The organism is Cohnella fermenti (assembly GCF_004801405.1).
Taxonomy (GTDB): domain Bacteria; phylum Bacillota; class Bacilli; order Paenibacillales; family Paenibacillaceae; genus Cohnella; species Cohnella fermenti.
This window is the reverse complement of sequence record NZ_SSOB01000034.1, coordinates 74,858-90,430: the sequence shown is the minus strand read 5'-3', so window position 1 is coordinate 90,430 and position 15,573 is coordinate 74,858. Positions and strand designations below refer to the sequence as shown.

General features: G+C 58.4%; 10 protein-coding genes. 9 read left to right on the top strand and 1 reads right to left on the bottom strand.

Annotation, left to right across the window (positions count from 1 at the left end):
• The first annotated feature begins 172 nt into the window (after positions 1–172).
• The 9 genes from E6C55_RS23055 (at position 173) to E6C55_RS23015 (ending at position 13,467) form a co-directional block, all read left to right on the top strand.
• Complete coding sequence (locus E6C55_RS23055) at positions 173–2,440, top strand: glycoside hydrolase family 95 protein (protein ID WP_136372176.1); 2,268 nt, start codon at positions 173–175, stop codon at positions 2,438–2,440.
• Positions 2,441–2,600: 160 nt separating this feature from the next.
• Positions 2,601–3,638, top strand: a complete 1,038-nt coding sequence (locus E6C55_RS23050) for an endo-1,4-beta-xylanase (RefSeq protein ID WP_136372175.1) — start codon at positions 2,601–2,603, stop codon at positions 3,636–3,638.
• Positions 3,635–5,230 (top strand): glycoside hydrolase family 43 protein, encoded by a 1,596-nt coding sequence (locus E6C55_RS23045; RefSeq protein ID WP_136372174.1) that lies wholly within the window; start codon positions 3,635–3,637, stop codon positions 5,228–5,230. The genes E6C55_RS23050 and E6C55_RS23045 overlap by 4 nt, the downstream gene beginning before the upstream one ends.
• 193 nt (positions 5,231–5,423) lie before the next feature.
• Positions 5,424–6,404: an ABC transporter permease gene (locus E6C55_RS23040; RefSeq protein ID WP_136372173.1), complete on the top strand. Its 981-nt coding sequence runs from the start codon at positions 5,424–5,426 to the stop codon at positions 6,402–6,404.
• Positions 6,405–6,418: 14 nt separating this feature from the next.
• Entirely contained in the window at positions 6,419–7,333 is a 915-nt protein-coding gene (locus E6C55_RS23035) for a carbohydrate ABC transporter permease (protein ID WP_136372172.1), read from the top strand.
• A gap of 133 nt (positions 7,334–7,466) precedes the next feature.
• Positions 7,467–9,065 carry an ABC transporter substrate-binding protein gene (locus tag E6C55_RS23030; protein WP_168735825.1) on the top strand — a complete coding sequence of 533 codons (1,599 nt, stop codon included), beginning with the start codon at positions 7,467–7,469 and terminating at the stop codon, positions 9,063–9,065.
• 138 nt (positions 9,066–9,203) lie between these two features.
• Positions 9,204–10,970: a sensor histidine kinase gene (locus E6C55_RS23025; protein ID WP_168735824.1), complete on the top strand. Its 1,767-nt coding sequence runs from the start codon at positions 9,204–9,206 to the stop codon at positions 10,968–10,970.
• Positions 10,948–12,597 carry a helix-turn-helix domain-containing protein gene (locus E6C55_RS23020; RefSeq protein ID WP_168735823.1) on the top strand — a complete coding sequence of 550 codons (1,650 nt, stop codon included), beginning with the start codon at positions 10,948–10,950 and terminating at the stop codon, positions 12,595–12,597. Before E6C55_RS23025 ends, E6C55_RS23020 begins: the two co-directional genes overlap by 23 nt.
• A gap of 156 nt (positions 12,598–12,753) precedes the next feature.
• On the top strand, positions 12,754–13,467 hold the full coding sequence (locus tag E6C55_RS23015; RefSeq protein WP_230986820.1) for an alpha/beta hydrolase: 714 nt from the start codon (positions 12,754–12,756) through the stop codon (positions 13,465–13,467).
• 83 nt (positions 13,468–13,550) lie between these two features.
• On the opposite strand, the gene E6C55_RS23010 is transcribed toward E6C55_RS23015, so the two are convergent.
• Positions 13,551–15,257: an RICIN domain-containing protein gene (locus E6C55_RS23010; RefSeq protein ID WP_136372167.1), complete on the bottom strand. Its 1,707-nt coding sequence runs from the start codon at positions 15,255–15,257 to the stop codon at positions 13,551–13,553.
• Positions 15,258–15,573: the final 316 nt, after the last annotated feature.

Genomic DNA, 15,573 nt, shown 5'->3' with positions numbered 1-15,573 from the left:
TTTTCGCCTGTTTGCCCAATACCCGTCATTATCGATAACCGAAATAATTCGATCAAAGCAGGACGAGCCCAGGAATGACGCCGATTCGCTGGCTTCTTAAGGGGTAGAACTTTTCACTGTCCAGGAAGGAATAAGTTGGTTCAAATCGGGTTGGACAAGGAGGAGAGTCGGCATGGACGTCCTGCGGGATAAGGAATACAAGGGTGAGATTGGCAAAGATCGACTGTGGTATGCGCAGCCGGCCAAGGAATGGAATGAAGCGCTTCCAATCGGCAATGGCCGTCTGGGCGCGATGGTGTTCGGGGCGCCCGTTCAGGAGCGTCTGCAATTGAATGAGGATTCTCTGTGGCACGGAGGACCGCGAGATCGCAACAACCGCGACGCGCTGCCGAATCTGCAGAAGATTCGGGAGCTGATTCTGGCCGGCAAGCCGAGGGAAGCGCAGGATCTGGCGTCCATGGCGCTGTCCGGCGTTCCGGAGACGCAGCGCCACTATACGCCGCTCGGGGAGCTTCACCTGCGATTCGCGAATTCGGACGCGGAGACGACCGATTACCGGCGGGAGCTGGACCTCGCGAGCGGCATGGCGAGAGTCGAATTTACGCAGGACGGCGTCCGCTATTCGCGCGAGACGATCGCCAGCTATCCGGACCAGGTCATCGTCATGAAGCTGACGGCGGATCAACCGGGGCGGATCAGCCTCCGCGTGCGCTGGGAGCGCCAGAGCTATCGGTATGTGGACGGAATTGAGGCGTGGGGGAAGGACGGCCTCCTGATGTCGGGCGAGGAAGGCGGAGAAGGCGGCGTCGGCTACCGGGCAGCCGTTCGAGCGATTGCCCGCGGAGGAAGCTGTCGTACGCTTGGGGAATATCTGCTTGTCGAAGGCGCGGATGAGGTCGTTCTGCTTCTGTCGGCGGTTACGACGTTCCGTTCGGAGGAGCCGGAGCGCGCTTGCAAGTCCCTTGTCGAGACGGCTTCCGCCAAGGCTTACGGGCAGCTTCTGGACAGGCATGTTTTGGATTACCGCAAAATGTACGCGCGTACGCAATTGACGATCGACGATCCTGACGGCGGGAAGGAGAAGCTTCCGACAGACGAGCGTCTCGCCTTGTTCGGGGAAGGACAGGACGATCCGGGACTCGTGTCGCTCTACTTCCAATTCGGCCGTTATCTGCTGCTGGCGTCCAGCCGGCCGGGCTCGCTGCCGGCGAACCTGCAGGGCATCTGGAATCCGCACTTCCTGCCGCCGTGGGACAGCAAGTACACGATCAACATCAACACCGAGATGAACTATTGGCTGGCGGAGAATACGAATTTGGCCGAATGCCACGAGCCGTTGTTCGATCTGATCGAGCGGATGCGCGAGCCGGGCCGGGAGACGGCGGAGATCATGTACGGCTGTCGCGGCTTCACCGCGCACCACAACACGGATCTGTGGGCCGATACGGCTCCGCAGGACACGTACATTCCGGCGACCTATTGGCCGCTCGGAGCGGCGTGGCTCTGTCTGCACCTGTGGGATCACTACGACTTCGGCCGGGACGAGGGGTTCCTTGCCCGCGCTTACCCGACGATGAAGGAGGCGGCTCGTTTCCTGCTCGATTACCTTATCGAAGGGGAGAACGGCGAGCTGATTACCTGCCCTTCGGTGTCGCCGGAGAATACGTACCTGCTGCCAAGCGGGGAAGCGGGAGTGCTGTGCGCCGGAGCCTCGATGGACTTCCAGATCATCTCCTCTTTGCTTAACGCTTGCATCGAGAGCGCGCGTATTCTCGGCATCGCCGAGCCGTTCGTCGGCGAGGCGGAAGCAGCGCTCGCTCGCTTGCCGCAGCCGACGATCGGCAAGCACGGGCAGATCCAGGAATGGATGGAGGACTATGAAGAGGCGGAGCCGGGGCACCGGCACATCTCGCATCTGTTCGGCCTCTATCCGGGCGAACTGTTCACGCCGGAGAAGACGCCGGAGCTGGCCGCAGCCGCGCGCGTCACCCTTGAGCGCAGACTGGCGAACGGCGGCGGCCACACCGGCTGGAGCCGGGCGTGGATCATCAACTTCTGGGCGCGTCTGCGCGATGCGGACAAGTCGTATGAGAACGTGAAGGCGCTGCTCGCCAGGTCGACGCTGCCGAATCTGCTGGACAATCATCCTCCGTTCCAGATCGACGGCAACTTCGGCGGCACGGCGGGCATCGCGGAGATGCTTCTGCAGAGCCACGGGGGCGAGCTTCACCTGCTCCCGGCATGGCCGGCGCAATGGGGCAACGGACGCGTCAGCGGCCTGCGTGCCCGGGGCGGGTATACGGTCGATATGGAGTGGGCGAATGGAGAGCTGTCGTCAGCGACGATTGCGGCATCGCGCAGCGGCACGCTCCGCATCCGCGGCATCGGCGCCGAGACGATCGAATTGGCGGCGGAGGCCGGACAACGGTATACGTTCTGACGACTTCATGCGGGGACAAGCGCCGTCGGGACGACAGCGCTCGAATCGGGTCGGAATCGGAATCTATACTCTGGCAGGTCAAGCGTCTAACATCGTCGGGTTGCCGGGGCAACAGGCGGGCGCTACACTGTGGGGAGCATACGCGAGGAGGCGGATCTCAATGACAGAACTGACGAATTCAGGCGAGCTTCCGAAGCTGCACGAGGCGTTCGGGAATCGCTTCCGTATCGGCGCGGCGGTCAATCCGTTGACGCTGAAGACGCAAGCCGGGCTGCTCAAGCGGCATTATAACAGCGTAACGGCGGAGAACGAGATGAAGTTCGAGAGGCTTCAGCCATCGGAAGGCGCATTCACGTTCGAACGGGCGGATGCGATGATCGACTTCGCCGCGGCGAACGGAATGGGCGTTCGCGGCCACACGCTTGTCTGGCACAACCAGACGCCGGATTGGGTATTCGTGAACGCGGACGGCAGCGCGGCAAGCCGCGAGACGCTGCTGAGCCGGATGAAGACGCATATCGAGACGGTCGTCTCGAGATACAAGCGCATCATCTACGCATGGGATGTCGTGAATGAAGCGGTATCGGACAAGCCGGAGGAATTCCTGCGCCCGTCGAGGTGGCTGGATATTATCGGCGAGGATTTTATCGAGAAGGCGTTCGAATATGCTCACGCTGCGGACTCGAACGCTCTGCTGTTCTACAACGATTACAACGAATCCGATCCGGCGAAGCGGGAGAAGATTTATTCGCTCGTCCGTTCCCTGAAGGAGAAGGGAATTCCGATTCACGGGGTCGGCCTGCAGGCGCACTGGAATCTGGACAATCCCTCTCTGGACGATATTCGCGCGGCGATCGAGCGGTATGCGAGCCTGGACGTGAAGCTCCATATTACCGAACTCGACGTGTCGATGTTCGCCTTCGAGGATCGCCGGACCGACTTGACGGAGCCGACGGAGGAGATGCTGGAGAAGCAGGCGGAGCGGTATCGCCAGCTCTTCCGTCTCTTAAGCGAATATGCCGAGCACATCCCGTCGGTAACGTTCTGGGGCGCCGCGGACGATTATACGTGGCTGGATGACTTCCCCGTGAGGGGGCGGAAGAACTGGCCGTTCCTCTTCGACATCCATCAGCAGCCGAAGACTTCGTTCCAGAACGTTATCGAAGATGCGCAAGCGGGAGAGGAGGCGAACGGATGAGCACGGCGAACGTTGCGAACCCGGTGCTGTGGGCCGACTATCCGGACCCAAGCGTCATAAGAGTTGGCGCATCGTATTATATGGTCAGTACGAGCATGCACTCGATGCCGGGCTGCCCGATTCTGAAGTCCAGCGACCTGCTCCATTGGGAGCTTGTGAACTATGTGTACGATACCTTTGAGGACAACGACGCCCATAACCTGAGGAACGGCAGCCATATTTACGGGAAGGGTTCATGGGCCGCCACCTTGCGGCAGCATGGCGGGTTGTTCTATGTCGGCTTCTCGAGTCTCGACACGAATCAATTCTATGTATATCGGACGGCCGACATCGAGAAGGGAAGCTGGGAGCGCTTCGTCATTCCCGGGCTGCACCACGATCCGAGCCTGCTGTTCGATGACGGCCGCGTGTTCGTGTTCCACGGCAACGGCGACATCCGCATTCGCGAGCTGACGGCCGATGCGACCGCCGTCAAGCCGGACGGGATCGATCAATTGCTGTTCGAGACGGCGCGGGAAGGGATCGGCCTGCGCTGCGAGGGCTGTCATGCGTACAAGCGGAACGGCTATTATTATTTGTTCTTCATTGAGTGGCCGCGAACCGGCAATGGAAGACGCAGACAACTGGCGTATCGTTCGTCCGAGCTGCTTGGCCCTTACGAGAGCCGAATCGTCCTTGACGACAACCTTGATTATGGCAACAACGGCGTCGCGCAGGGCGGTATCGTCGATACGCCGGATGGCGACTGGTATGCGGTGCTGTTCCAGGATCACGGCGCGGTCGGACGGATTCCGTGTGTCGTGCCGGTCTCCTGGGAGGACGACTGGCCGGTATTCGGCGTGAACGGGAGGGTTCCGAAGACGCTCGCTGCGGGAAGCGCACCGGCTTCGCTTGCGCCGCTCGTGACGAGCGACGAGTTCGAATACGAACGGAACAAGCTGTCGCTGAACTGGCAGTGGAATCACAATCCGGACAACGAGCTATGGTCCGTGACGGACCGTCCGGGCTGGCTTCGCCTGAAGACAGGCAGCTTGGCCGACAGCGTCGAATTCGCCCGCAATACGCTGACGCAGCGGACGGAAGGGCCGTCCTGCGTTGCGACCGCGCTGCTGGATGCGACGAGCATGCTTCCCGGCGACCGCGCGGGCATGGTTGCGCTGCAGGGACGCTTCGGAGCTGTCGGCCTGCGCGTGGAAGAGGACGGGGCGAAGCGCATCGTCATGTGCTCGACGGGATCGCCGGAAGCGGGCCGTGCCGACGTCGAGAGCTCGGGCATGGGCGATGCCGGGAAGAACGGCGGCGAGATGGTCGTCTGGAGCGCGCCATATGAAGGCGAGACGGTCCATCTGCGGATCGAATTCGACTTCCGAACCGGCTCCGGCTTGAACTCCGGTTCGAACGTCAGTGTGGATCGCGCCTTCTTCTCTTATTCATCCGACGGAGAGACGTGGATCTCGGCCGGAGAGCCGCTGCAGATGAGGTATGCGTTGGACCACTTCATGGGCTGCCGGATCGGGCTGTTCCATTATGCGAGCCGGTCCGTCGGCGGATGGGCGGACTTCGATTACTTCAGGTACGTCCGTCAACAATAAGAGCAGCCAGAGCGGAAGACAGCGGCAGGCGGGGGCCTCGCCGCTGTTTTTTATGTACACGGCTCGATCGATTCCGGCAACCGTGCCGGCAACATGTCACAAGCGGATAAACGAGGTCATCTGCGAGGGAGAGAAAGGCGACGGCGGACCCTATAATGAAAGCCATACCGACTAACGGGAAGAGGTTACCGCCATGAACTTGTCCACCATCGCCGAGCCGACACTTGGGACGGCTTCCAGCCCTCCCAAGCGGAGCTTCGTCCGCCTTCTGCGCAACGTCGTTCGCTATCGGGCGCTTCTGCTCATGCTCCTGCCGACAACGGTCGTCTTCTTCATCAATTGCTACATTCCGATGTTCGGCGTCTTTATCGCCTTCAAGAACATCAACTACATCGACGGCATTCTCGGAAGCCCGTGGACCGGACTGGACAACTTCCGCTTCCTGTTCGCCACCTCGGACGCCTGGAGGGTCACCGTCAATACGATTGCTTACAACGCAGCTTTTATCTGCTCGGGCCTCGTTCTCTCCGTCGCCGTCGCGATCGCGGTCAACGAAGTGCGGGCCAAGCTGGCCTCGCGATTCTATCAGACCGTCATGATTATGCCGAACTTCCTCTCCATGGTCGTCGTGAGCTACATCGTGTACGCGTTCCTTCATCCGGAATACGGCTTCCTGGTCAAGTACGTGCTGCCGCTCTTCGGGCATTCTTCCGTCAACGCCTACATGCATGCAGAGGCCTGGCCGTACATTCTATGGCTGACGAAGATGTGGCATTCCGTCGGCATCGGCAGCGTCATCTACCTGGCGGCGATTACGGGAATAAGCGAGGAGCTGTACGAGGCGGCGGTCGTGGATGGCGCCGGCAAGCTGCAGCAGATAGTCCGGATAACGATTCCGCTGCTCGCTCCCGTCATGGTCATCCTGACGATTCTGAACCTCGGCGGCATCTTCCGTTCGGACTTCGGCTTGTTCTACCATGTCACGCTTGACTCGGGCGCGCTGCGATCGACGACCGACGTCATCGACACGTACGTTTATCGGGGCTTGATTCAACTGAACGACCTGGGCATGTCCTCGGCGGCGAACTTCTATCAATCGGTTGTCGGCTTCTTCCTGGTCATTGGAGCGAATGCGCTGGCTCGCCGAATCGACCGCGATACCGCGCTATTCTAGTGAGGAGGATAAACATGAAGCCATCGACAGCCGCCAAGCCGTACCAGAGAATGCCGCTCGCCGCCAATCTGCTTCTTCATGTCGGGTTTGCCTTGATTAGCCTGGCATGCATCTTGCCGATCGTCCTGATCGTCGCCATCTCGCTCTCGAACGAGAAGCTCCTGACCTTGAAGGGATACAAGTTCTGGCCCGACGAGCTTGATCTGTCCGCGTACACGTATTTGTTCACCAATTCGACGACGCTCGTCAAGGCATACGGCGTCTCGCTGACCGTCACCTGCATCGGAACCGTGTTGGCTGTGCTTCTGATCGCGTTGTACGCATACCCGCTCTACCGCAAGGATTTTCCATTCAAGAAGCTGTTCAATCTCTATCTTCTGATAACGATGCTGTTCTCCGGCGGTCTTGTTCCGTTCTACCTGCTCTATATCAACTACCTGAATCTGAGAGACTCGCTGATCGCGCTTATTCTGCCGGGCTTGTCGAACGCCTTCTACATCTTCATCACCCGGACGTTCTTCTCGCAGACGGTGCCGGAGGAGATGGTCGAGTCGGGCAAGCTGGACGGCGCTTCGGAGTGGAGAATCTTCTTCCAGCTCGTGCTACCGATCTCTCTTCCCGTACTGGCGACAATCGGCTTGTTCACGACGCTGCTCTACTGGAATGACTGGTTCAACTCGCTTCTGTTCATTAACGACACGGACAAGTTCTCGCTGCAGTACGTCATGATCCAGATGATTCGTCAAGCGGAGTTCTTCAAGAACCAGCTTGCGGGCACCGGTGTGGCGCTGATGGTGAGAGAGGCGGTGCCGACGGAGAGTCTTCGCATGGCCATGGTTGTCGTCTCGATCGGTCCGATCCTGTTCGTCTACCCGTTCTTCCAGAAGTACTTCACCAAGGGGCTTACGATAGGCGCAATCAAAGGGTGATGCAAACGAAGGAAGAAGCAGCAGGAGCAGGTGCAGCAGGAACAGCAGCAGGTGCAGGTGCAGGAACTGTCTAACTCTGGCTATACGGCCGGTTAGAATAGATGACCACAATTAGATGGGGAGGCACGACAGAATGACGAAGGCAAGAGGATGGAGCCTTGCATTGGCTGCAATGCTGGCGGGAACGGCGATCTTGGCGGGGTGCTCGGACAAGGACAATTCGAATACATCCGCATCTCCCAAGGAACAGCCTGCGACGACCGGGACGTCCTCCGGGGAAGCCGACAACGGCGGAGCGGACATCTCCACGTATCGCAAGCTTAAAGTGTTCACGGTGGGAGGCTTCCCGCAGACGGACACCGATGCGGTTATCGGCGAGATCAACAAGTATCTGAAGGAGAAGATCAACGCCGAGATCGACTTCCAGGGGCTTCCATGGTCCTCATGGGCGGAGAAGATGACGCTCGCCTATCAATCCGGCGAACAGGTCGATCTGACCTTCGCTCCGAACTGGGCCGACTTCGCCAACAATGTCGCGAAGGGGGCGTTCCTGCCGCTCGACGATCTGCTGGCCAAGTATGGACAAGGCATTACGGACAGCCTTGATCCGCGTTTCCTCGAAGGCGGGACGGTCGACGGCAAGATCTATGCGATTCCGACCAACAAGGAGATCGGCGAGAGCCATACGATCATGTTCCGGAAGGACCTGATCGACAAGTACGGCTTCGACGTCAACTCGATCAACACGCTGGAGGACCTCGAACCCTGGCTCGAGACGATCAAGGAGAAGGAGCCCGGCCTGGCGCCGATCTGGCTGTCTGGAAGCGGCTCGGACACGCTGTCTTACTTCGATAAGACGAAGGTGAGCGTCGAGGAGAACTTCCGCTACGAGCTGGTCGCAGGAGCCCCGGCTCCGATCGTGCTCGATACGAAGACGGACAAGATGATCGTGAACACGATGGAATCCGACGCGGCGATCTATCGCATCAAGCTGTACAACGAATGGTTCAAGAAGGGCTACATCAACAAGGATGCCGCGACAACGAAGACGAGCGCCGAGGACGCGCTCAAGGCCGGCAAGACGTGGATGAAGTTCGGCTCGGACAAGCCGGGTTCGGACAAGGAGGACTCGAGCGCGACCGGCATCGAGCTCGTCAAGCTGACGGGCAACGATCCCGAGATCAGCACGGCCAGCGTCAGCAACTCGATGATGGCAATCGGCCGAACCTCTATCGATCCGGAGCGGACAATGATGCTTCTGAATCTTCTTCACACCGACCCGTATCTGGTCAATCTCATCGACTTCGGCGTGGAGGGACGCCAATACGTGAAGGTCGAGGGCCAGCCGAACTTCATCAAGCTGCCCGACGGCATTGCGACCCGCACGGATACGGGCTGGGCTCCCGGCATCGAGTGGATGTTCGGCAATCAGACGCTGACTTATCTGTGGGAAGGAGAGAGCGCGGACAAGTGGGAGCAGTTCAAGCTGTATAACGAACGCGCTCACAAGGTGAAGTCGTTCGGCTTCAACTTCAACACGGACGCCGTCAAGACGGAGGTGTCGGTGATCAGCAACATCGTGAAGGAATATCGTCCGCTGCTGGAGACGGGAAGCCTTGACGCCGACAAGGTGCTCGCGGAATACAACGACAAGCTTAAGGCGAACGGAATCGAGAAGATTCGCGCCGAGGCTCAGCGGCAATACGAGGAATGGAAGGCCAAGCAAAGCTGAATAAGCATGAGGGGGAAGACCATCGCGCCAGCGGGTCGTCCCCCTCTTGCGCCGCTATGGCAAGGCGTGCGAAGGAAGACGGAAGAAGGCAGGGGAAGAAGGAAACAAGAAGAAGCAAGAAGAAGGGAGAGCGGCACGGTGAGGCTGTCATTGCGATTTAAAGTGAGCGCTCTCGTTCTAATGCTGGTGGCGCCTCTGTCGCTGTTCCTCTATTACACGAATATTTATTCGACGAATATCGTGCGGGAGAAAGTCGCCGAGTCCGCTTCCGATACGCTGACCCTCCACCTCGGGACGCTTGACGAGTTGCTTGAGCAGACGAGCATCTACCTCGTTCGCACGGCGAACGAGAGCACGCTGCTGGATCTCTACGCGGAGAGCAATCCCGACAGCGTGAGCTACTACGTGTCAATTCGGAAGCTGATGGATCAATGGTACAACGATGTCAGCTATTATTCGATTATCCGCACCGTATTCGTCTATCATCCGGGAAGGGACGACTTGTTCCTCAGCAGCCGGAAGGAGTATTACGGCGAGATGGAAGCCGTTCGCGAAGGGCTGTCGCCTCGCATGAAGACGTTCGATCCGCCCTCTTCTCCGAAGTGGGACATTGTAACGGTCGGCGGAGAATCCGTCCTGTTCAAAGCGCTGCCGGACAAGACAGGGCGAATCATGATCGGGGTTCTTGTGAGTATCGATGCTCTGGCGCAGCCGCTGACGCAGCTGGATTCGGTGACCAGCGACGAGAAGATCGGAATCGTGTCGAAGGAGGGGAGCCTGCTCTGGGGCAAATTCTCGGACGAGGATCTAAGCCGGATTCGCGACATCCGACGCGACGCTTCAGGCCCGGACAGTTCGACGGTTCGGCTGAAGGACGGCGAATCGTATCTCTATGTCGGCAAGCCGTCCCTGTTCTCCGACTTGAGCGTGTTCATCCTGCTCGACGAGAAGTCGCTGCTCGACGAGCTCCCGTTGTTCCAGCGGGTGATCAAGAGCATTCCTGTTGCGGTTGTCGCGATTCTGGGCATTGTGCTGACCTTGCTGGGGCGAATCGTCTTCCGCCCGCTTCAAGCGCTGACGAGCGGCATGCGCATTCTGGGCAAGGGTCAGTTGGACTACCGCTTGAAGGAAGGGAAGTCGAAGGAGTTCCGAATCATTACGCAGCAATTCAACCGGATGGCGGAGCAGATCGGCGCTCTCAAGATCGACGTCTACGAGGAGAAGATGAAGGGACAGCAAGCCGAGCTGAAGCATCTTCAGGCTCAGATCAATCCGCACTTCTTCATGAATTCGCTGAACATCGTGTACCATCTGGTCGAGCTGAAGCAATATCCGCTCATCAAGCAAATGATCCGTCATCTTGTTGCGTACTTCCGATTCATGATGAATACGAATGACAGGTGGATTGCGCTTGCCGACGAGGTGGCGCATATTCGCAACTATATGGACATTCAGATGATGATGTATCCGGACAAGCTGAGCTTCGACTTGCAGCTTCCGGAGGAACTGGAGAGGACGCCGCTTCCTCCGCTGCTCGTCCAACCCTTCGTGGAGAATGCATTCAAGCACGGCTTCGTCGAGGTTACAAGGCCGTTCAAGGTGGCGATTGTCATAAGTCGGGAGGACGGACAAGACGGGAATGGCAGCGTCGTTATCCGGGTTGACGACTCCGGGCCGGGCTTCGCGCCGGACCGGCTGAATCGACTGAACGAAGGCATTTACGAGAAGGAGCCGACGGATCGCCAGCTTGGCATATGGAATGTTCGAAGACGACTTGCCATGTATTATGCCGGGAGGGCCGAACTGATCTTCCGGAACGATGCCTGCGGAGGCGGAAGCGTCGAGATCCGGCTCCCTGCCGCCGAAGAGGAGGAGAATCCGCTTGTATCGCGCGCTCATTGTTGATGATCAATATTTTGCCCTGCTGGGGCTTGAGCAAGGAATCGCGTGGGAGGAGTTGGGGATCGGAGAAGTCTGTCTGGCAGAGACGGCCGAGCAAGCGACGGAGTGTCTGAGGAGCCGAGAGGTCAATCTTCTGATCTGCGATATCGAGATGCCTGGACGAAGCGGACTGGAACTACTGGAATGGACCGGTCGGCATTGCCCGGACACGTTGACCATCATGCTTACCTGTCATGCCGACTTCGAATACGCACAGCGTGCCATACATCACGGAGCGTATCATTATCTGTTGAAGCCGGTCGATTATGAGCAATTGCAGCGAGTGGCGGTCGCCGCGCTTGCGGAAGGCGACCGGAGGAGGGAGCATAAGCGGTTCGAGCTGCTCATGCAGGAGTATCGAACGCGGTGGGAGCATCAGCTCCCGCTGCTGGTGGAACGCTTCTGGCAGGATATTCTCGGCGAACGGGCATCGCCGCTTCCCCAATCGCTGCAGAGGTCCATGGACACGTACGGTCTTCGCTTCCTTCCGGAGGATCGATTCACCCTTGTTCTGCTCGGACTCGAGAAGTGGAAGGAGAACCTGAGCGCGCGGGATGAAGCCATTATGGAATACGCGCTTCGCAATCTGGCGGGAGAGCTCCTTCTGGGCGGGACAGAAGGGGTTGTCTTCCAGGATCACGCCGGTCTTAATATCGCTATCCTATACGAGAGAGGCGAGCGCGCGGGGAGCGGGGGGAGACGCTCCGTGGATGTGCTTGTTATGCGTTGCCGTCGCTTCCAGGAAGAGGCGGAACGACTGCTTCGCTGCACGCTGTCGATCTATCTCAGTCCGCCGACCCCTCTCCCGAATATCGTTCAGGCCTACACCTCCTTAACCGATAAGGAGCAGCGCAACACGAATCGGCCGCGTCAGATCTTCGTGCCTTCCGACGATTTTGCCCTTGCGAAGTCGGAGGCATTGTCGGCTGCGGCTCCGTTGCCTTTGTTCGCGGACTGGTTGACGATTCTGGAACTTGGCGAGACGGACGAGCTTAATCGTCGAATTCGCCAATGGTTCTCGGATCGTGAGGGGGATGCGTGGTCGAAGGAATCGCACTGGCAATTCGTTCACGGCATCCTCTTCATTATTCATACGGTTCTTGGGAGAAAAGGGCTGTCGGCGCACGATTCGAAGGAGCTGCGGAAGCTGACGGACGGAGGCAATTACCCGAAGCTCAGAATTGCGCTGCAGGACTGGACGAGGGAATGCTTCGAGGCGGCGGCCGACTTGCTTAAGGCGAGCAACAATGTCTCCTCAACCGTTGTTTCGAAGATAAGCCGCTATATTCGTTCACGCCTGGACCGGGATATTACCAGGGAGGAATTGGCGGCTCACGTCTATCTGAATCCGGCGTACCTGTCGAGAATGTTTAAGAAGGAGACGGGGCTGTCGCTGTCGGACGCCATTATTCAGGAACGAATCCAGGAAGCCAAGCGGCTGCTCGAGAAGACGGAGCTTAAGATTACGGATATTGCCGGGGAAGTGGGCTACTCCAGTCTGGGGAGCTTCTCCAACCTGTTCAAGCGTGTCGTCGGAGTGACTCCCCAGCAGTACCGGGCGAGAATGAAGACAGAGCTGCGGACGACCTGACGGCAGTTCTGTCGCGGCTAGCCGCTGTCCGCTGCAGGATAAGAAGAATTAATCGGATAAACGGAAGGAGAAGAACGAACGATGAGCTCGGACCGGATAAGGCAAGAGGCAACAGACGGATACGACAGTGAGCGAGAATGCATCAGGCGGGGAACGATGTCGACGATCGAATACGAATCCCGGACGGTCGGTGTCAGGCGCAGGGCGATGGTTTACGCGCCCCCCGGCTTCTCCGAGGATGCGCTGCATCGCTATAACGCGCTGTATCTTCTTCACGGAATCGGAGGTGACGAGAAGGAATGGCATGTCCATGGCCGGCCGCATATTATTCTCGATAACCTGTATGCAGAGGGCAAGTTGGCTTCGATGATCGTCGTCATGCCGAACGGACGGGCGATGCCTGATGATCGGTCGGGAGGGAATCCGTTCGATGCGGACAAGCTCCAAGCGTTCGAGACGTTCGAGAGCGATCTGTTGCACGATCTGATTCCGCACATGGAAGCGAATTATCCGGTTGCTGCCGAACGGGAGCGCCGGGCGTTGGCCGGGTTGTCGATGGGAGGCGGGCAAGCGCTCAATATCGGACTCGCCCGCCTCGATATGTTCGCATGGATCGGTGCCTTCTCGCCCGCCCCGAACACGAAGGCTCCCGAACGGCTCCTTCCCAATCCGGAAGAAGCGAATGCGCAATTGCGGCTGCTCTGGCTCTCGTGCGGAGTTCTGGACGATCTTAAATCGGTCAGCGATCGTACGCATGCTTATCTCGAAGAGCATAGAGTCGAACATTTATGGTACGAGGAGCCCGGCGGCCACGATTGGCCGGTATGGAAGAACGACCTGTACCGATTCGCTCCGTTGCTGTTCAAGTAAGTCGACCGAGCGACACGCTAATTAGTCGGTATCTGGCGAACTGACGAACAACCCTCGGGCCGGCAGGCCCGAGGGTTGTTCGTCTAGCTAATCTTCACCAACTGCCACTGTTGATTCAAGTTGCCCTTGTACAGGTTCTGTTGAATGAGGGCGTAATTCGAAGTCGAGGAATTCGCGACCTCAAGCGCCTTGTTGCTGTTCACGTTGATAATGCTCCAATACCCGTTGCTCAGCTTAAAGATGCGGAATTGCTGAGCGGTGTTGCTGTAGTCGGTCATCAACTGAATCGCTTCGCCGTTGTTCTTCGTCCCGTTGCGCACGTCCATGACCTTGCCGTCGGACGAGCTGACGCTTCGCAGCTTGTAAATATTGTTGTAGCTTCCCACATCGGTGACAACCCATTGCTGTGCCGTCGCGCCGTTGTCCGTATACTGTTGAAGCTGGGTCGCGCTCGTATTCACCCCACCCGGCACTTCAAGCACCTTGCCCGAGGCGCGGTTGATGAGCTTGTATGTCGAACCGGATTGAATGCCGTTCCAGATGCCGTTCCACGGGTGGAGCTGCGCTCGCTCGTAATACCATTCGAAGAGGAAGCGGGCCATGCCGTCCCGCGCCGTGTCGCCGTCATACTTGAGGCCTGCGGTCGGATCGGCGAACGAGCTTCTCGTGCCGGAGTCGAGCAGGAAGCCGTTCATGTGCACGGCGATGCTGACATTGCCTGCGGCGGTGAAGATTGCCTTCGTGTTCTTGCCGAAGCCTTCGTTCGAGCCGTTGAACAGCTCCCAATACGAGGAATCGCCGGACAACGTCTTGAACCATGTGGTCTCCGTGATGTTGATCGGGTAGCTGTCCGCGCATGGCTTGATCGTATTGTCCCAGATCTGCTGAAGCGTCGTGTAGTCGTCGTGCGCTCCATAGCCCGGATACCAATGGACCGCGTAGCCGACGTTGTTCAACGGGTCCGTCAGCGGATAAGAGGCGCACAGTTGGTAATATTGGTCCCAGCCGAGGCCGGCGGCCCAGATGACGTTGTCCGCACCGTTGTTCCGAATGGTGGAGATTATGGAATTCTGGAAGCTCTTGAGCGCATTCCAGTGGTCGACGAAGTCGGATTCGGCCGGATTGCCGCCCCAGCCTCCATTAGCGTAGGACAAGACCGGCTCGTTGATCAGCTCGAACATGACGTTGTCCGCGCTCTTGATCGCCGATTGCGAGGACAGATACCCCCAGATCTGATTGAACTTGTCGAGGTTGGCCTGCGTTGTCGCCTGGTTGTCGAGAATGGTGAAGTCGAGGCCGAGCGTGACATATACGCCCTTGGTCTTCGCGTAGTTGATATACGGAATGATGACGTTCTGCGTGACGGCTTGAAGGCCCGCATAGTTGTACGTTCCGGCCGCGACATCGCCCATGTCTTCCCGATCAATGAACAGCCGAACCTGGTTCATATACCAGCCGTGCGTGCTTCCATACTTGGCGGAAGTCGTTGTGAACGTATCGGTAATGTCCTTCAAGTAGGCCAATGTTGCCGCATGCCGATTGCCGCCGTTCTGATCCAGGTAGTAGCTGCTGCTCTGGTACGTCCAGTAAGACCCGGAAGGCTGATGCCACCCGCTGAGCACGACGGGCTGCCCGCTGCTGTTCACGAGCTGATTGCCGCTGACGTGCAGCTTGGACATCGGCATTCCGTTCCATGCCTCCGCTTGGTTGCTCTTCAGCAGCGACGGCGACAGCACGACGGCCATCAGCACGAGCAGCTTCAGAAGCCAACTTAACTTGCTCTTCTTCATTAATACCCAACTCCTTCTGAGAATGTAGTTGTATGTGAATTCATGGTAGTACGGTAGTAAACGGCAACTCGGATTGCGGGCTTGCCGAAGCGAAGCATTCCGATCATGGAACGGCGAGAAGCGGGAAGAGGTCGGAAACAGCCACTTTATGTATGCGCTTCCAGTATTGAGTGTACTACTCGGCGAAGCGGGAGGGAACCGGACGGATTATGGGGAAAAAGCCCGCTTAACCGCAGCATTACGGCAAGCGAGCTCAAGCTGTCCTCCCGCGCGGGGTGGCGGTGCAGGAACGGTGGGCAGTCGGCGAACGCAGCTC

Bases quoted from the DNA above. Each gene is read 5' to 3' on its own strand.
- E6C55_RS23055 (WP_136372176.1), top strand. From the start codon at position 173: ATGGACGTCCTGCGGGATAAGGAATACAAGGGTGAGATTGGCAAAGAT.
- E6C55_RS23050 (WP_136372175.1), top strand. From the start codon at position 2,601: ATGACAGAACTGACGAATTCAGGCGAGCTTCCGAAGCTGCACGAGGCG.
- E6C55_RS23045 (WP_136372174.1), top strand. From the start codon at position 3,635: ATGAGCACGGCGAACGTTGCGAACCCGGTGCTGTGGGCCGACTATCCG.
- E6C55_RS23040 (WP_136372173.1), top strand. From the start codon at position 5,424: ATGAACTTGTCCACCATCGCCGAGCCGACACTTGGGACGGCTTCCAGC.
- E6C55_RS23035 (WP_136372172.1), top strand. From the start codon at position 6,419: ATGAAGCCATCGACAGCCGCCAAGCCGTACCAGAGAATGCCGCTCGCC.
- E6C55_RS23030 (WP_168735825.1), top strand. From the start codon at position 7,467: ATGACGAAGGCAAGAGGATGGAGCCTTGCATTGGCTGCAATGCTGGCG.
- E6C55_RS23015 (WP_230986820.1), top strand. From the start codon at position 12,754: ATGTCGACGATCGAATACGAATCCCGGACGGTCGGTGTCAGGCGCAGG.
- E6C55_RS23010 (WP_136372167.1), bottom strand. From the start codon at position 15,257: ATGAAGAAGAGCAAGTTAAGTTGGCTTCTGAAGCTGCTCGTGCTGATG.